Genomic DNA, 16,551 nt, shown 5'->3' on the forward strand with positions numbered 1-16,551 from the left:
CAATCTCATGAATGACACAAGACAGCTCAGGCGGTATTTTTTGGATGTCCATGATTGACAAAGACTTGCTTGGCGATGGGGGCGACGTTCCGGAGGTGTTTCGGAGGGTCTGGCCCGACGGACTGCCGACTTCGGAGCTGGCGTTCTGGGCCTCGCTGAGCCCGACCGAGCGGGACGATCTGACGAAACGCTTCGCGGCGGTGGTGGCGGCCGACGAGCCTGGCGCCGACCTCGCGGAGCTGGCGCGCAATCTCGGGATGGGGCGGACGGGACTCTACTCCCTCCGCACCCGTTGGGCTCATCAGCGCACCCTCCGGGCGGTCGCGCGCTTCGCGACGCGGTCCGCCCGGCGTATCCCGACTATGGCCTTCCCCGCCGAGGCGGCGGCTGCGGATGACGAGGCGGCAGGGGGGGCGGCCGCGCCCTCGAGGCCGACCGCCCGCCGCCTCGCGCGTGAGCGCGCCCGCGACGCGGCGCGTGATCCGGAGGCGCTGCGCCGGGGCTTCGGTCACCGGTTCGTGCTGGACGTGACGCCGGTCGATCTCGTCGCGCCGGGAAGCGGCGATCCGGAGTGGCTGGTATGCGCCATCCTGATCGAGGAATTCAGCGGTCTGATCCTGGCGGCGGCGCCGGGCTCGGCTGGCGTCTCGCCCAGGCTGGCCGACGTCGCTCGCGCGGGAGCCGAGCGCGCCTTGGAGCTCCGCCTGTCGGTGCGGAAGCCCTCGCTGGCCGTCGTCGTCCCGGATCCGCGTGAGGGTGAATTCCTGGCCATGACGAGGATGCGTGCGCATCTCGCCGAGGTGCTGGGCGAGGCGTCGGTCAGATGGTCGGAACCACGGCGCTTCGGGTCGGCGCTCGTCGAGGCCGTCGGCGAGCGCGTCGGCGGTCTGGACCTGAGGAGACGGGCGGACTGGCGGAAACCGATCGCGAACGACGTGCTCGCGAAGGCAGCCGTTCCCTCCCCTTCCGAGGTCGAAGTGCTCCTGCGGACCGAGGTCCGCCGTAGCAACGAGCTTCTGGAACGGCGGCTGCGGCGGCTGGGTCTGATAGGAGGGGGCGGGGATCCGACGCCGCTCGTCGGACTGCTGGACGCGGCTTTCCCCGAAGAAAGGCCCTAGTCCAGCGTCAGCGGCTTCAGACCGAGCGCCAGGGCGGTCCTGACGGGTTCGGTCAGCCCGGCGAGCGGGCCGCCGATTCCGGAGGGGATCAGCCGCGAGCGCAGGAACTGCAGCGCGTCGTCGACATCGGAGGCGAAGCCTTCACCGATCCGGCCTTCCGGTTTCCTGTGCGTGGTGCGCGCCTTGAAGCGGACGCCGGCCACGTCCTTGCCGAGCAGGCGGATCGTCCGGAGACCGCCGGGCAGACGCGCCGCCTCGCCGCCGCTGCGCGTCAGGCCGTGGGCTTCCACGACGTCGAGGAGCTCGTCCCACTCCGGCCGCCCGTCCCGTTCGATCTCGATCGGGACGGCGTCGGCTCGGACGGCGGCGGACGCCTCGATCCGCGACACGGCGTCGAGCAGGGCGGCCGCTGTGGTGCGGGGGCCGGCCCGGACCGGATCGAGCGCGACACCGAGCACGCCACGCCTCTCGAGGTCGAGCACGAGCGTGGCGATCGGCAGGACCGCCTTTCCCTTCCACGAGACGAGGACGTCGACGGCGCAGTGGTCGATCGCGATGCCGACTCCCGCAGGCACCCCGGCAAGCCGTTCGCGCCGGAAGGACGACGCATAAGCGCGGACCGTGGGTCTGCTCGGCATCGGGGCGCCGAAGCTCTCCGCGTTCGCGTAAACCTGCGCGACCACCTTCTCGAGAAGCACGTCGTCGGGCATGGAGGCCTCCGTCCCGCGGATGAGCGAGAGTTGCGCCATCGTGGGCGCGTCGGGCCTCCTCGACACGGATCGACGATGCGTGGCGCCGGACAGGTCCTCGGCCCTATGGCTTCTGGTCCAGACTCGAACGAGCAGTCGAAAAGAGGAGAGCCCGAGCCCGAGGCGTGCTGCTGCCCTTTCGGCGGCCGCCGCCCCCGGCGCCCGCAGATACTCCTCGACCTCCGCGATCCGTCTCGCGATCTCCGCGCGCCGCGCCGGTTCGACGGAGCTGAGATCCGGATCCTGCATTTTCACCTCCTGATTGTTCGCGACGGCGCCGCGAACCCAAACCTTCCCCCTCGGCACGAGGGCTTCGCGCACGGTCGGTGGAGCCGTGGCGTCGGGTGGTTGGAGACCTTCCACGCTGCGGACCGTGCACGATCCGACGGGACGTCAGATGAGGGAGCGCGGGCCCCCTCGGCAGGGCCCATCGGGGATCGATCCACCTCGCTAGAGGAGCGGGAAACGCACGCTTCGCGGCGTTCGGCCGGCTGGCCGGTAGCGGCATGCAGCATGTACTGGTCTAGGAGAAGATCCGAGATCGCACGGCGCAGCCGCGGGTCTCTTTATCATAACCTCCAGCGACCGGGCTCGATCGGTTTTCGATCGACCATATTCCTCCCACCAGCGGTAGTGGGTACGCCTGCCAACTGCATCGGCTAAAATGCATTTGCGGCCGGATGGACTTGGCCAGCACGACCTCTAGGTCACGAACCGAACTGAACGTAGCGACGCTGTGCGTCAGGGGCGCAGCAGAGCGACCTTCTGGAAAGCCAGCGCGATCTGCGAAAGCCGGTCACCATCGATCGAGTAGACGACGTCGCGACCCTGCTTCTGGCTACGTACCAGGCCCGCCGCCACGAGGGGCTGCAGATGGTAGCTGACCAAGGTGCGCTGCATGCCCTCGTCGTCGGCGAGCGCCGTCGGACCACGCCCTATAGCTCCCGCCCGGACAAGCTGTCGGAACAGAGCGAGCCTCGTCGGATGACCAAGGGCGGCAAGACCGAAGCAAAGGGTTTTATCATCCATGCGCCAGATATATTTGACGCTTTATAAAATGCAAAGGATGATACAAGGAAATATGCGACAAGAAATCTTGACGCATTTTTAATCTGTCCTATCTCTCGGCTGCGGGTCCATGTCACCCGCGGCAGGTGGAGATCGTCACGATGGAGATGCAGCAGATCGACCGGTTCGGGTACGAAACGGTCACCACGACGCCTCGGCACGAGGTGACCGCCACCCGCTCGAGCCGTTGGGACATCGATCCGCTGGAGCCGGATGCCGCTGACGACGAGGTGGTCGTGACGACCTGCCGCCGTCTCCTGCGCCTATCCATCGCGGCTACCGAGGTGGGCGCGCGATTCGCTCTGGACGGCATGACGCATGATCCAGCGGCGTGGATGATGACTCCCCGTACGGTCTTCGATGACCGTTGCCCGATCGATGCATGTCAGGATCTGAACGCCTTCAACCGCAACGTCGTCCTGCACGGTCTCGGTCTTGGTATCGACGCCGAACCGGCCTACGTCGACGATCTTCTCGCGGACGACGGCGCCATCGACATCGATGACGCCGAAGAACGGCGGATGGATGACGTGGTCGTACCGTTCCCTTCGCCACGAAACCCGAAGCTGCTGACCTGCTGGGTCGACGCCCAGCAGGACGGTGGGCGGCTCTTCGCCTTCTACGCGCTCGTGACCGATCGCGAAGAGGATTTGGTGGAGCGCGTTGTTGGCCGCTTCGGCACTCGGACAGCGATGGCCGCCAGCTATCATGCCGGCTTCGACCAGACCACGGCGCTGGCCACTGCCATGATCAGCCCCGCCATGGCGGACATGCTCCTGCTGGTGGCCGAGGATCCGTCCTCCCCCCTGGCTACGGGACTCGACGTGGTCTTGGAACAGCGGTTCTCCGCGTGAGGATTCCCCGTACCGACCTGATCGGCGTGCCGATCGAACCCGAAGTCATTGCTCGCGCGCTGGATCGTCACGATGACTATCGGGTCCTTCGTCGCATCAGACGAATGGATCGGCGACCGACGCGGATCGACAGGAGCAATTCGCTGGTCGGAGTTGCCGTTGACGTCGAGACGACGGGGCTCGATCATTCAAGACACGAGGTGATCGAACTCGCCATCCAGAGATTCCGTCTCGATGCCCAGCATCGGATCGTCGAGACCGGACGTCCGCGGACGTGGCTGGAGCAGCCGTCCGAGCCGATCCCGCCGAGTATCACCAGGGTCACGGGTCTTACGGACGCCGATGTGGCCGGACGGGCGATAGCCGACGGAGAAGCCGGCTGCATGATTCTGACGGCCGATTTCGTCGTAAGCCACAATGCGGCGTTCGACCGACCCTTCCTCGAAAAACGGCTCCCGATGGCGGCCGGGCGCCCTTGGGCCTGCACCCTGGCCGACGTCGACTGGAGGGAACTGGGCTACGAGGGACGGACGCTGTCGGCGCTGCTGGGTCGGATGGGATGGTTCTACGACGCCCACCGTGCCGAGGTCGATGTCACCGCTCTGCTGCATCTCCTATCCCATCCGCTCGACGACTTCGGGGGCACGGTGGCTGGACGTATGATCGGCAATGCGAGGAAGCCAACGTGGATCGTCGACGCGCAGGACGCGCCGTTCACCGCGCGAGAAGTGCTGAAGGAACGCGGCTACCGTTGGGATGGGGCACGGCGTGTCTGGTCGGCACAGGTCGCCGACGAACTCGCAAGAGAGGAGGCGGACTGGGCTTCCCTGATGCTGTATGGCGGTCGGCGGAAACCCGGGATGCGCAGAGTGACGTGGGTCGAACGTTATGCCGCCGGTTCTTGACCTTTCCCAGTGGGCTGCTTCAAGGGGATAAGGGGTCTTTGGGCGACCTTCCAACCATTGAATGCAGTCATTCTGACTGGCGGACCAAAACGGGGGAGTGGTTCATTATACCGAAGTAACCATCTCGATCGGCCACGCCAGATACGATCATGTTGAGATTTTAGAGGTCGAGAACCAGAAAGCGCTCAAACCGCAGAACTGCCATTCTCTGGCAGTGATCATCCGGCAATGATCCGAGGCCGAGAAGGCACCGATATTCCGCTTCGGCGAAGCCAAAAGTTTCGACGTGTCGGTTTGCGGCGTAAGATGTGAACGTCGCGCAGGCGGCCATCGATTGTGCATGTTCCGATGTCTGGCGTTGATCATGGCGAACGGTGGGTACTTTTGTCCTATCCGAAGTGGTAGGTACCACCCGCCTGGGCCGCGACGAAGCGATCAGGTGCGATGCGGGCATCGGTCAGAGCATTCGCCAATTCGTCGACAGGTGCTTCGCGCGCCTCGTCCGTGAGCTGGAACGTGCCCCAGTGGATGCCTAGGGCGCGTGTCGCACCGACGTCGGTGAAGATCCGCACCGCTTCGGCAGGATCGACGTGCTGCGCGGCCATGAACCAGCGCGGCGCATAGGCACCAATCGGGATCAGGGCGACATCGGGTCCTCCGAGCCGCTCGCGCATCTCGCCGAAGATTCGCCCATCGCCGTAGCCGGTGTCGCCGACGAACCAGATCGAACCGACGGGCGTGTCCAGATGATGCCCGCTCCGAAGCGTCATGCGCGTGTCGCTCGGCCAGCGGTTCGACCAGTGGTTGGCTGGTGTCAGCGTCGTCGAGATTCCGGCTCCGACATCCAGTCGGTCCCACCAGTCGCCGGTTATGCATTGGGCTCCGGGCACAGCGGCACGTACGACGGCATCGTTGCCGAGCGGCATCGCCATGAGCGGATGATGAGCGGCGTGCAGCCGCCGGAGTGTATCGACATCGAGGTGATCGTAGTGGGCATGGCTCAGCAGCACGACATCGATCGGAGGCAGGCTTTCAAAGGCGATCCCCGGCACAGTGACGCGCTTCGGTCCGAAGCGACGGAACGGGCTGGCGCGTTCGGACCATACCGGATCGGTGAGCATGTTCATGCCCGCCGCTTGGATCAGCAGCGAAGCATGACCGACCATCGTGATGGTCAGTCCCTCGACCCGCATCCGTGGGATCGCCGGAGTGACCTGTACCATCGGTGGCCATTTCGCCGCGGTACCGGCGAGCTTCCAGCGCAGCATGGCGCGCAGTCCGCGATCCGTGCTTTCCTGGCCGGGGTTGAAGAAGCGGGTGCCATCGAAGTGATCGCTCGGCGGGTCGTCATGGTATCGGTTACGGGCCATGATCAGCCGACGCTCATCAGCTGCGAGGGATAGGCGGCCAGCAAGCTCGAAGCCTCGCCGACGGGAGCGGTCAGCCATCGCTCCTGATCCTCCGGGAGGAGGATCACCGGCATCGCCTTGGGGTGCTTGGGCGCGACGAGAGGATTCGGTTCGGTCGTGCAGAACGCGTAGACGCGGTCATGATCCTGATCGATCTTCCACAAGCCCGCGAAGCACGGTATCGCCTGGTCCTCGACCGTGAACCACCAGTTGACGTCACCCTTGTCGCGACGGTCGGCGGCGGTCTTGGGCTCTGAGAAACGGGTAAAGGGCACCAGGCAGCGATGCTCCGTTCGCATCAGCCAGGGCTTCCACATGCTGCTCTGCATGTTCCGCGCGTTGGTCCACCAGTCGTAGAGGTACGGCAGCTCACCCTCCCGGGCAGGACGCTTCCGGGGCTTCCGTGTCGGAAAGCCCCAGCGCATCGTGCTCAGCACTCGCCGCCCATCCTGGTGTCGGACCACGTAGCCGGGTTTGCCGGGTGCCGCGTAGTCCTTCTCAACCGCCAATACGTTCGTCGCGTCGTCGACGGCGGCGAGCGCATCGAAGTACGATCGCGGATCGACCTTCAAATTGTAGAGGTTGCACATGCCTGCATCTCGATCATGACCGGTAGCGCGAGACAAGCCTCTTCCAACTCGCTTCGTCCGGATAGGGTAGCGCCTCGCCGGTCGGAGGCTCCCGGCCCACGGTGATGCGCGGCCGCGTCGTCGTTCCATCGTCGTGACATCGAGCGCATCGTAGATGGCTGGCTACGGCGTCGAGCGCGTCGTCCCAACCGCGGCGATTGAACAGCCACCACAGGCATACGGCATCGAGTACACGACCATGATCGCAGCGCGGACACGACAGACGCAGCGTCCGCTTGTGAAGCGCGCACTGCTCGAGGGTGCGCAGACGCCGGCCAACGTGATCACAGCCCTGATCCCGCTCCCACGCCACATCGTTCGCGGCCTGCATCCCGTTTCGGTTCACCCGCATCGTCCTCGTAACGCCTTGACCTACCATCTACCTTTCTGGAACATAAAGCGAACAAACGAGTCGGAGCAACTATGTTCACCAACCACCAGCGCGATGAGCTGATCGCCCGCCTGCGCGAGGGTGCAGGGGTGTCGTACGCCGACGACAAGGCGGTCATGCCGTTCGAAATCGACGAGATGGATGCGCGTCTCGCGGCGGGTGGATTGACGCTCGGTGGTCTGCACGAGGTATCGCCGGCCACGTCGACGCTGACGGACGATGCGGCCGCGACGCTCTTCGTGGTCGGTATCGCGGCCCGTGCGTCGACCGCCCGCGCCCGGCGCGTGTTGTGGGTCGTGACCCGCTTCGATCTGTACGCCCCGGGATTGGAGCAGGCCGGACTTGATGCATCGGCCGTTCTCTTCGCCGAGGTCCGGGAGGATCGGGACGTGCTGGCCGTGATGGAGGACGGCTTGCGTCACGGGGGCGTCGCCGCCGTCGTCGGAGAGGTGAAGCGCGCCGACATGGTGGCCACCCGGCGCCTGCAGCTTGCCGCGACGGCGGGCGGGGCGCCCGCACTTCTCTCCCGCCGCTGGCGCAGGGCGGGCGCATGCCCGCTCGGCGAGCCATCGGCGGCGATGACCCGATGGCGGGTCGCCTGCGCGCCATCGGCGCCCCTGCACGCGGCGGGCGTCGGCCGGCCGCGCTGGACCGTCGAGCTCGCTCGCCAGCGCGGTGGGCCGGGCTTCTCTCTCGAAGTGGAGGCATGCGATGCCACGGGTCGCCTCGCTCTACCTGCCGCACCTCGCCATCGAGCGGTTGCGGCGGCTGGAGCGGCCGCGCGCGCTGCCTGACGCTCCGGCACTGCCGTTGCTGCCGGTCGACGACGACCCCGGCACCTGCTCGGTTCCGCGGGGCGGCGGCTGGCGACCCGGTGCGCGCTGGGCACGGGCCGAGGATGCTCGCGCCGTGATAGCCGACGAAGCGATGGCGCTTCCGCTTCACCAACGACCGACGATGCGGGAACTGGGCCGCCGTTCGGAGGCGGCGGATCATCCCTTCAAGAGGCCTTCGCCCTCCGGCGCAGTCGGCAAGTCGTCACCGTCCTCCCTTGTTCATACGGTGCCACTGGTCCTGGCCGCGACGATAGGACAGCGGCAGATCATAGCGGCAGCCTGTCCGGCGGCGCTCACGCTCGGCCTGTCGCCGGGTATGGCGGTCACCCAAGCGCGCGCGTTGGTGTCAGATATCGACGTCCGCCCGGCCGATCCGGCAGCGGACGCTGCGGTCCTGGACGGCCTAACGATGCACGCCGTCCGGCACTGGACACCGACCGCCGCTCCGAGCGGTGAGGACGGATTGTGGCTCGATCTAACCGGTGCGGCTCATCTGCATGGCGGTGAAGCACGGTTCTGCGCGCGGCTGGTCCGCTTCTGCCAGCGCTTCGGATACACCGCGCGGGTCGCGGTAGCTGGTACGCCCGGGGCGGCGCATGCGTTGGCGCGCTACGGACCCCACGTGGTGACCTCGGTCCCGGGCGGCGGCGAGGCTCAGGCGATCGGTGCGTTGCCACCCGCCGCACTGCGTCTGACGCCGGACGCGATAACGGCTTCGCAGCGCTTCGGTCTCGATCGCATCGCCGACCTGCTTTCGCTGCCGCGCGGGCCGCTCGCGAGGCGGCTGGGGCTCGCCAGCGTCCGCCGGCTGGACGAAGCGCTCGGCCGGGTAGCGGAGCCGATCGTGCCGGTCGTGCCGGAGGAGACGCCCGTCGTCCTGCGTCAGTTGCTCGAGCCGATCGGCACGGCGGAAGCGATCGCGCAGGTGATCGGCGACCTTCTTGCGGACATGATGCTCGTCCTGCAGGGGCGAGGATTCGGCGTACGCGGACTGTTGCTGGTGGCGGAACGGCTCGACGGCAGCGAACAGCGGCTCGCGATAGGAACCGCCCGTGCGACCCGCGACGTAGCCCATCTCGCGCGCCTGTTCCAGCTTCGCATCGAGCACATCGATCCGGGCGACGGCATCGAGACGATGCGGCTCGCCGCGACCCGGACCGATCCCTTGGGCGCCACCGTGGTGGCAGGCGACCTGACGGGTGAGGAGGTGGTGCCCGACGTCGCGACGCTGGTCGACCAGATCGCCGGCAGAGTCGGTGAAGCGGCGCTGTTCACCACCGCCCCGGTAGAGAGCGACGTACCCGAACGTGCGGTGCGGCGGGCTCCGCCGCTCGCCGCACCGGCGGGCTGGCCATCGTGGAAGCGTCCCGTCCGCCTTCTGCTTCGGCCCGAGATGCTGACAGGTGTGATCGCACTTCTGCCCGATGCACCGCCGCGTCGCTTCACTTGGCGGGGGAGCGTCCATTCGGTAGTCGCGGGGGACGGGCCGGAGCGGATCCACGGCGAATGGTGGCTTCGCGACGGCGAGGTCTGGGCGGTGCGCGACTATTTTCGCGTCGAGGACGAGAGCGGCGCGCGCTTCTGGCTGTTCCGTCGTGGAGACGGCGTCGACGCGGCCACCGGTGATCTGAGCTGGTACCTCCATGGGCTGTTCGGCTGATGACGACCTATGTCGAACTTCAGGTGACGAGCCATTTCTCGTTCCTGCGCGGCGCGTCCAGCCCGGACGAACTGTTCGCCGCCGCTGCACTGCAGGGGCATTCCGCACTCGGCATCGTCGATCGCGGCAGCGTCGCGGGTCTGGTGCGGGCGTGGGAGGCGCAGAAGGCGACTGGCGTCAGGATGATCGCCGGTGCCCGCGTCGATCTGGACGACGGACGTGCGCTGCTCCTCTATCCGACCGACAGGTCCGCATGGTCGCGGCTCACGCGGCTACTGACGCTGGGCAAATCGCGCGCGGGCAAGGGTGGCTGCACGCTTGGCTGGAGCGACGTCATCGCGTGGAGCGACGGGCTGGTCGCGATCCTGCTGCCGGGCGAGGCGGATGCGATGACTGCGGCGCATCTTGTCGAGCTCCGCGAGATCTTCGGCGGGCGAGGCTATTGCGGCCTCGCCTTCCGCCGGCGACCCAACGATGCGTTGCGGCTGCACGACCTCGCCGCGCTGGCCGGAGAGGTGGGCGTGCGTGCGGTCGCGCTCGGCGACATCCTCTACCATGCCCCCGAGGCTCGGCTTTTGCAGGACGTCGTCACGGCCATCCGCGAGAAGTGCACGGTGGACATGCTCGGCTACCGGCGCGAGCGGCATGCCGACCGACACCTCAAATCCCCCGCCGAGATGGAACGCCGCTTCGCCGCATTTCCCGATGCGATCGCCGCCACCGGTGCGATCGCGCGCACCTGCATCTTCGACCTCGGCGAACTCGGCTACCAGTATCCGCACGAGCGGGTGGTAGAAGGGCTGACGGCGCAGCAGGCACTTGAACGGCTGACACTCACGGCGATCGAACGGATGTTCCCGGACGGTGTACCGGATGCGTACGTCAAGCAGATCGGTCACGAACTGACGCTGATAGGCGAGTTGGGCTACGCACCCTATTTCCTCACCGTGAACAGCATCGTCGCGGAAAGCCGACGGCGGGGCATTCTTTGTCAGGGACGTGGCTCCGCCGCCAACAGCTGCGTCTGCTTCGTGCTCGGCATTACCAGCATCGACCCGATCAAGCATGAGCTGCTCTTCGAGCGCTTCGTCTCTGGCGAACGCCGAGAGCCGCCGGACATCGACGTCGACTTCGAGCATGAGCGGCGCGAGGAGATCATCCAGTGGATCTATGACACCTATGGCCGCAACCATGCCGCGCTGACCGCGGTCGTCACGCGCTATCGCGCGCGCGGCGCGGTGCGCGAGGTGGGTAAGGCGCTCGGCCTGCCCGAGGACCTCACCAAGGCACTCGCCGGCTTGGTCTGGGGCTGGAGCCAGGAGGGCGTTGGCGAGAAGCAGGTCGCGCAACTCAACCTCAACATGAACGACCGGCGGTTGCGTCTTGCGCTGCAGCTGGCGCGCCAGCTGATCGGCGTACCGCGGCATTTGTCGCAGCATCCCGGCGGCTTCGTGCTGACGCAAGACCGACTCGATGATCTCGTACCTATTGAGCCTGCTGCAATGGTCGACCGGCAGGTGATCGAATGGGACAAGGACGATATCGACGCGCTGAAGTTCATGAAGGTCGATGTGCTGGGGCTGGGCATGCTCGGTTGCATGAACCGTGCCTTCAACCTGCTGGAGGAGGCTAAGGGCGTCCGCGTCGGCATGGCCGACCTGCAGGACGACGACCCGGACGTCTATGCGATGATCCAGAAGGCCGACACGCTCGGCACCTTCCAGATCGAGAGCCGCGCGCAGATGAGCATGCTGCCTCGGATGAAGCCAGCGCGCTTCTACGACCTCGTCATCGAGGTGGCGATCGTGCGGCCGGGGCCGATCCAGGGTGACATGGTCCACCCGTACCTTCGTCGTCGCGAGGGACGCGAGAAGCCCGACTATCCGCGTCCCGAACTGCGCGCGGTGCTTGAGAAGACGCTGGGCGTGCCGCTGTTCCAGGAACAGGCGATGAAGGTCGCGATCGTTGGCGCGGGCTTCACCGCGGTCGAGGCGGACCAGCTCCGCCGCGCCATGGCGACGTTCAAGTTCACCGGCGGGGTCAGCCACTTCTACGACAAGCTCGTCGAAGGGATGGTCAGTCGAGGCTATCCCCGCGACTTCGCCGAGCGCACCTTCAAACAGATCGAGGGGTTCGGCTCGTACGGCTTCCCCGAGAGCCACGCCGCCTCGTTCGCCAAGATCGCCTATGCCAGCTGCTGGATGAAGCACCATCATCCCGACGTCTTCTGCGCGGCGCTGCTCAACGCACAGCCAATGGGCTTCTATGCACCGGCGCAGGTCGTGCGCGACGCGCGTGAACACGGCGTCGAGGTGCGGCCTGCCTGCATCAATGCGAGCCGCTGGGACTGTACGCTGGAGCCGACCGTCAGCCGCTACCTCGCCGTCCGGTTGGGACTGCGCCAGATTCGCGGACTCGCCAACGCGCATGGTGCGGCGATCGTAGCGGCGCGGGGGGACGCGCCCTTCGGGTCTGTCGAGGAGGTGTGGCGCCGCGCCGGCGTCCCGCGCTCCGCCATCGAACGGCTGGCCGAGGCCGACGTGTTCCATGCCCTCGGCGAGGATCGTCGCCAGGGGCTGTGGAAGGTGAAGGGGCTCGGCGATGCGCCGTTGCCGTTGTTCGCCGCCGCCGATGCGCGCGAAGCCTCCTTCAGTCCGGAAGGAGTCGAGCCTGACGTGTCGCTGCGGCCGCTTTCCGACGGACGCGAGGTGGTGGAGGACTATCGTGCGCTGCAGTTGTCGCTGCGCGCGCATCCGCTGGCCTTCCTACGCTCCGACCTGACCCGGCGCGGCATCGTCCGCTGCGCCGATCTCGCCCACGTAAAGGACGGTCGCCACGTCGAGGTCGCCGGGATCATCCTGGTCCGCCAGAAGCCGGGCTCGGCCAAGGGCGTCCTCTTCATCACCATCGAGGACGAGACGGGCATAGCCAACGGCATCCTCTGGCCCGATCGCTTCGAAGCGCAGCGTCGCACGGTCATGTCGGCGGCGATGATCGGTATGAAGGGGAGGGTGCAGAAGGAAGGGGAGGTGATCCACGTCATCTGCGACCGGATCGTCGATCACGGACCCTTGCTCGCCCAGGTCGGGCAGATGGACTTCCCGCATGCGACCGGGCGCGGCGACGGCGCCCGGCATGCGGGCTCGCCCGATCGCGGCGATGCGGGCTGGAGACCGGGGCCGCGCGACAGCTATTGGCCACCGCACGCCGCCGGCATGGATCCGGAAGCCGTCGTGCGGGTGAAGTCCCGCGACTTCCATTGATCGCCCATGTCGCGTCATCAGCGGATCATCATCGAGCTGTCGCTCGACATCCTGCGCTCGGCTGCGGCGAGGTCGGGTAGAGGCAGGGTCGACACCATTGAGGTCCGTCTCGCGTTGCGATGCCTAATCGCGCACTGTCCGGAGCGCTGGCCGCTCGACATGTTCTGGAACTCGGCCAGCACGGAGCACGACATCGGCAGGGCGCAAGGGTGCACCGCCGCGTTGAACGGGATCGCGCGCCAGCTCGGTTCGACCAGGCGATGACGATCCGGACACGGGCGCCTGTGCCGGCTCCACCGATGATCGCCGTCACCCGCCTTCCGCGGGTCCGGTGAAGTATGTGCTGGATCCAGTCGATATGACTCGCCATTCCATGCGCGAGTGTCTCGGAGGACCGCTCCCTGCCCGTGACCTCCGGCAACTGCCCGCCAGTTCCTCCTCGGCGCCCGACTTCGATCGGGCATTCCTCCATTCCCGTAACTCCATGTCGACCAAGCCATTTTGGGAAAACGGTTTTGGGAACGGATTTTGGGAAAACGGGCTTACTGGGAGCGGATCGACTGAGCCATCGACATGGTATTCTCACTGGCCGTTCCTTTTCGGGAAGACCGTCGAAATCCGTTGCTCACGACACAGTCATCGCGGTCAGCCGCTCGCGCAGCCGCCCCATGTCGTCTAACTCCGCGGCCAGTCACGATGCGAAGCTTGTGGACCGGGAGAGCTGGTCCCAACGGTTGCGTTCTGCCTTCATCGCCTCCAGCTTCTGATCGACCAGGCCAAGCGCGTCGGCCCCGAGGAACAGCCGCGTCGGCGGCGTTTCCGCGTCGATCAGAGCCAACAGCGCCTGCGCGGCTTTGGCCGGATCGCCCGGCTGATGGCCGCTCTTGGCCTGCCGTGCCGCGCGCAGCGGGTCCATGACCGCATCATAGTCGGGGATGCTGCGCGGCGTGCGGTCCATCGAGCGCCCCGCCCAATCGGTGCGGAACTGACCAGGGGCAAGCGCGGTGACACGGATGCCGAAGCCGGCGACCTCCTTGCCGAGCGCTTCCGAAATACCCTCCAGCGCGAATTTGCTGCCGCAGTAGAAACCGATCCCCGGCATGGTGATGAACCCGCCCATCGACGTCACGTTGACGATATGGCCCGCTCGCCGCGCGCGCATGCCGGGGAGCACCGCCTTCATCATCGCCACCGGCCCGAACACATTGGCGGCGAACTGGCGTTGGAGATCGTCGATCGACGATTCCTCGACCACGCCCTCGTGACCATAGCCGGCATTGTTGACCAGCACGTCGACCGCACCCGCCCTCCGCTCCGCGCGGGCGATGGCGTCAGGGATGGCGGCATAGTCGGTCACGTCCAGTACCAGCGGATGAGCGCGATCGGGATCGAGCGCCGCAAACGCATCGGCGTCGCTCTCACGCCGGACAGTGCCGATGACCCGGTGCCCGGCATCGAGCGCCCCTTTCGCGAAGGCGCGGCCGAGGCCCGAGCTGACACCGGTGATGAGGAAGGTCTTTGGCGACGCGGCGTTCATACGATAACCCTGTAAAACCGGATAAGTATATCATGATATAGGTGCGTATGACGTTAAGCAAGCCCAGCGGCTCCCCTGGCGAACGGGGAGAACCCGTCCGCCAACGGGTGCTCGAAGCGGCGGAACGGCTGCTCCGCTCAGGCAAGGCCGGATTTTCGATGCGCGATCTGGCGGCCGAGGCGGGGGTCAGCTTCGCCACCCCCTTCAACCAGTTCGGTAGCAAGGCAGGGGTCATGCACGCGCTGTCCGGCCGACGGATCGAGACGATGGCGATGCGCTACACCGCGGCGACGCCGCCAGCGGATAGGGCAGGCCGCGTCAGGCTGGCGGTCACGGTCGCGGTCGCCGTCATGCTGGAGGAGCCGGATGTGAACCGCGCCGTGATGGGATCGATCGGGACCGCTGGCCTGGCCCAGACCGATGCCTTGGAACGATCCGCAGCCCTTTGGGCGCTCGCATTGACGGGCGAGGACAGTGTCGGAGTTTCGCGTGGGCAGTTACCAAACGACTTGCCTCGCCATCTTGCTCTCGCCTTCCGCGGGGCCCTATCGTTTTGGTGCGCTGGCGAGCTACCCGACGACGAACTTCGTGAGGCAGCCCTTGCCATCGCGGACGCACTGATGCGCTCCACACAGGAGTGGCAACCGCCGTTAACAGCCTAAACCCAGGACGTTCGGTTCATCCCTTCTGATGGACGAGGTTTCTCATCACAAACGTGGTGAAGGTGCTCATCCAGTTCTGGAAGAAAGCTTGGCTCCCCTCGGCAAAAATGCCGTCTTCGCTCACCAGATCGGGCTGCCATTGAATGTAAATTTCAGGCTGTCCGAACATCGGCATGTCAAAAAACGTGAGGACGCTGCGCAGATGTTGTTGCGCGACGGCTGTACCGGTGCCGCCGGGGGAAACGCCGACGATCCCTGCGGGACGACCCGACCATGAGTTGTTGCCATAGGGGCGTGAGCCGTGATCGAGAGCGTTTTTCAGTGCACCGGGTATGGAGCGGTTGTACTCCGGCGTGACAAAGAGGACGCCATCCGAAGACTCGATGGCAGCCTTCATCCGGAGCACCGCCGCGCTTTGGTTTGCGTCATCGTCCTGATTGTAAAGCGGAAGGTCACCGATCGGCACATCGATGAAATCGAAGTTCGACGGGGCGAGACGTATCAATGCGTCTGCGACGCGGCGGTTGATCGAGTCTGCGCGCAGGCTGCCGATGATGGTGGCAATACGATAGGTCATAAATAGTCTTTCGAAATGATGGCGGCTCAGGCCTCGATGCGCCCGCGGTCGCTTTGGTAGACATTGGGGTCGAGGCCGAACGAGCTCTGGTTCTGGTCGAGCGCAGAGATGCGGGTCATGTCCGCCTCCGACAGTTCGAAGTCCCAGGCAGCAAAATTATCGGCCAGATGCTTGGCGTCCGCTGCCTTCGGGATCACGACGAGGCCGCTCTGGATGTGCCAGCGAAGGACTACCTGCGCAGCCGACCGTCCGAGGCGCTGTGCGATCTCGATCACCGCTTCCTGTTTCAGGATCAGGCCGTGCTCCAGTGGGCTCCACGCCTGTGTAAGGATGCCCTTGGCGGCGTTGTAGGCACGCAGTTCGCGCTGCTGGAAACGTGGATGCAGCTCCACCTGGTTGATGACCGGCGCCACGCCGGTTTCGGCAGTGATGCGATCGATCATGTCGGGCGTGAAGTTGGCAACGCCGATCGAGCGGACCCGGCCCTCTTCCTGCAAGCGCACCAGCGCGCGCCAGCTTTCCGCATACAGGTCCTTGGCGGGCTGCGGCCAGTGGATAAGATAGAGGTCGATCGACCCGATCAGCGCCTCGCTGGCATCGAAGGCCCGCAGGGCATTGTCATATCCGTGCATGCCGTCCTGCAACTTGGTGGTCACGAAGACCTCGCTGCGGTCGAGGTCGAGCGAGCGCAGGCCCTCACCGACCTCGCCCTCGTTGCCATAGACGGTCGCGGTATCGAAGTGGCGGTAGCCGACCTTGGCCGCCTCGCGCATCAGCGCGGGCAGCGTTCCTTCGGGCACGTACATGACACCCAGGCCCATTTGCGGGATGGCGGCACCATCGCGCAACGGCAGTGTCTGTGCGGTATTATCCATGAGAGTCTCCGGATACGG

At 66.1% G+C, this 16,551-nt stretch carries 15 protein-coding genes; 8 read left to right on the top strand and 7 right to left on the bottom strand.

Annotated features, from left to right (window positions below; translation table 11 throughout):
- Positions 1-50: 50 nt before the first annotated feature.
- Positions 51-1,118: a hypothetical protein gene (locus SOM26_RS03620; RefSeq protein WP_320451382.1), complete on the top strand. Its 1,068-nt coding sequence runs from the start codon at positions 51-53 to the stop codon at positions 1,116-1,118.
- On the opposite strand, the gene SOM26_RS03625 is transcribed toward SOM26_RS03620, so the two are convergent.
- Both SOM26_RS03625 and SOM26_RS03630 read right to left on the bottom strand, forming a co-directional pair.
- Entirely contained in the window at positions 1,115-2,116 is a 1,002-nt protein-coding gene (locus SOM26_RS03625) for a hypothetical protein (RefSeq protein WP_320451383.1), read from the bottom strand. The two genes, SOM26_RS03620 and SOM26_RS03625, sit on opposite strands and share 4 nt — an antisense overlap.
- Positions 2,117-2,608: 492 nt before the next feature.
- On the bottom strand, positions 2,609-2,896 hold the full coding sequence (locus SOM26_RS03630; RefSeq protein WP_320451384.1) for an ArsR/SmtB family transcription factor: 288 nt from the start codon (positions 2,894-2,896) through the stop codon (positions 2,609-2,611).
- 125 nt (positions 2,897-3,021) lie between these two features.
- On the opposite strand from SOM26_RS03630, the gene SOM26_RS03635 reads away from it, so the two are divergent.
- Together SOM26_RS03635 and SOM26_RS03640 are read left to right on the top strand one after the other, a co-directional pair.
- Positions 3,022-3,789: a hypothetical protein gene (locus SOM26_RS03635; protein WP_320451385.1), complete on the top strand. Its 768-nt coding sequence runs from the start codon at positions 3,022-3,024 to the stop codon at positions 3,787-3,789.
- Positions 3,790-3,815: 26 nt separating this feature from the next.
- Entirely contained in the window at positions 3,816-4,694 is an 879-nt protein-coding gene (locus SOM26_RS03640; protein ID WP_320451386.1) for a 3'-5' exonuclease, read from the top strand.
- 389 nt (positions 4,695-5,083) lie between these two features.
- On the opposite strand, the gene SOM26_RS03645 is transcribed toward SOM26_RS03640, so the two are convergent.
- Together SOM26_RS03645 and SOM26_RS03650 are read right to left on the bottom strand one after the other, a co-directional pair.
- A complete protein-coding gene (locus SOM26_RS03645; RefSeq protein ID WP_320451387.1) occupies positions 5,084-6,064 on the bottom strand; it encodes an MBL fold metallo-hydrolase in 981 nt (326 codons plus the stop codon).
- 2 nt (positions 6,065-6,066) lie between these two features.
- Positions 6,067-6,693, bottom strand: coding sequence for an SOS response-associated peptidase (locus SOM26_RS03650; RefSeq protein ID WP_320451388.1), 627 nt, complete (start codon positions 6,691-6,693; stop codon positions 6,067-6,069).
- Positions 6,694-7,155: 462 nt separating this feature from the next.
- Between SOM26_RS03650 and SOM26_RS03655 the strand changes: the two genes are divergently transcribed.
- From SOM26_RS03655 to SOM26_RS03670, 4 genes are read left to right on the top strand one after another with little or no spacing between them, the layout of a single operon-like run.
- Positions 7,156-7,917 (top strand): ImuA family protein, encoded by a 762-nt coding sequence (locus tag SOM26_RS03655; protein WP_320451389.1) that lies wholly within the window; start codon positions 7,156-7,158, stop codon positions 7,915-7,917.
- Positions 7,799-9,619: a Y-family DNA polymerase gene (locus SOM26_RS03660; protein ID WP_320451390.1), complete on the top strand. Its 1,821-nt coding sequence runs from the start codon at positions 7,799-7,801 to the stop codon at positions 9,617-9,619. Before SOM26_RS03655 ends, SOM26_RS03660 begins: the two co-directional genes overlap by 119 nt.
- Positions 9,619-12,882 (top strand): error-prone DNA polymerase, encoded by a 3,264-nt coding sequence (locus tag SOM26_RS03665; protein ID WP_320451391.1) that lies wholly within the window; start codon positions 9,619-9,621, stop codon positions 12,880-12,882. Before SOM26_RS03660 ends, SOM26_RS03665 begins: the two co-directional genes overlap by 1 nt.
- 6 nt (positions 12,883-12,888) lie before the next feature.
- Positions 12,889-13,146, top strand: coding sequence for a hypothetical protein (locus tag SOM26_RS03670; protein WP_320451392.1), 258 nt, complete (start codon positions 12,889-12,891; stop codon positions 13,144-13,146).
- Between the two features lie 427 nt (positions 13,147-13,573).
- Here the strand turns inward: SOM26_RS03670 and SOM26_RS03675 are convergent, their stop codons facing one another.
- Entirely contained in the window at positions 13,574-14,419 is an 846-nt protein-coding gene (locus SOM26_RS03675; protein WP_320451393.1) for an oxidoreductase, read from the bottom strand.
- Between the two features lie 47 nt (positions 14,420-14,466).
- Here SOM26_RS03675 and SOM26_RS03680 point away from each other — a divergent pair, with 47 nt between their 5' ends.
- On the top strand, positions 14,467-15,081 hold the full coding sequence (locus tag SOM26_RS03680) for a TetR/AcrR family transcriptional regulator (RefSeq protein WP_320451394.1): 615 nt from the start codon (positions 14,467-14,469) through the stop codon (positions 15,079-15,081).
- A gap of 16 nt (positions 15,082-15,097) precedes the next feature.
- Here the strand turns inward: SOM26_RS03680 and SOM26_RS03685 are convergent, their stop codons facing one another.
- The gene (locus SOM26_RS03685) at positions 15,098-15,658 is read right to left on the bottom strand and encodes an NADPH-dependent FMN reductase (protein ID WP_320451395.1); all 561 of its coding nucleotides are present in this window, start codon (positions 15,656-15,658) and stop codon (positions 15,098-15,100) included.
- Between the two features lie 26 nt (positions 15,659-15,684).
- Positions 15,685-16,533 (bottom strand): aldo/keto reductase, encoded by an 849-nt coding sequence (locus tag SOM26_RS03690; RefSeq protein WP_320451396.1) that lies wholly within the window; start codon positions 16,531-16,533, stop codon positions 15,685-15,687.
- Positions 16,534-16,551: the final 18 nt, after the last annotated feature.

Origin of the sequence: Sphingomonas sp. CFBP8993, assembly GCF_034044895.1 — a bacterium.
In the GTDB taxonomy this organism is placed as follows: Bacteria; Pseudomonadota; Alphaproteobacteria; order Sphingomonadales; family Sphingomonadaceae; genus Sphingomonas.

Bases quoted from the DNA above. Each gene is read 5' to 3' on its own strand.
- SOM26_RS03630 (WP_320451384.1), bottom strand. From the start codon at position 2,896: ATGGATGATAAAACCCTTTGCTTCGGTCTTGCCGCCCTTGGTCATCCG.
- SOM26_RS03670 (WP_320451392.1), top strand. From the start codon at position 12,889: ATGTCGCGTCATCAGCGGATCATCATCGAGCTGTCGCTCGACATCCTG.
- SOM26_RS03675 (WP_320451393.1), bottom strand. From the start codon at position 14,419: ATGAACGCCGCGTCGCCAAAGACCTTCCTCATCACCGGTGTCAGCTCG.
- SOM26_RS03645 (WP_320451387.1), bottom strand. From the start codon at position 6,064: ATGGCCCGTAACCGATACCATGACGACCCGCCGAGCGATCACTTCGAT.
- SOM26_RS03665 (WP_320451391.1), top strand. From the start codon at position 9,619: ATGACGACCTATGTCGAACTTCAGGTGACGAGCCATTTCTCGTTCCTG.
- SOM26_RS03655 (WP_320451389.1), top strand. From the start codon at position 7,156: ATGTTCACCAACCACCAGCGCGATGAGCTGATCGCCCGCCTGCGCGAG.
- SOM26_RS03690 (WP_320451396.1), bottom strand. From the start codon at position 16,533: ATGGATAATACCGCACAGACACTGCCGTTGCGCGATGGTGCCGCCATC.
- SOM26_RS03620 (WP_320451382.1), top strand. From the start codon at position 51: ATGATTGACAAAGACTTGCTTGGCGATGGGGGCGACGTTCCGGAGGTG.
- SOM26_RS03680 (WP_320451394.1), top strand. From the start codon at position 14,467: ATGACGTTAAGCAAGCCCAGCGGCTCCCCTGGCGAACGGGGAGAACCC.
- SOM26_RS03650 (WP_320451388.1), bottom strand. From the start codon at position 6,693: ATGTGCAACCTCTACAATTTGAAGGTCGATCCGCGATCGTACTTCGAT.
- SOM26_RS03685 (WP_320451395.1), bottom strand. From the start codon at position 15,658: ATGACCTATCGTATTGCCACCATCATCGGCAGCCTGCGCGCAGACTCG.
- SOM26_RS03625 (WP_320451383.1), bottom strand. From the start codon at position 2,116: ATGCAGGATCCGGATCTCAGCTCCGTCGAACCGGCGCGGCGCGCGGAG.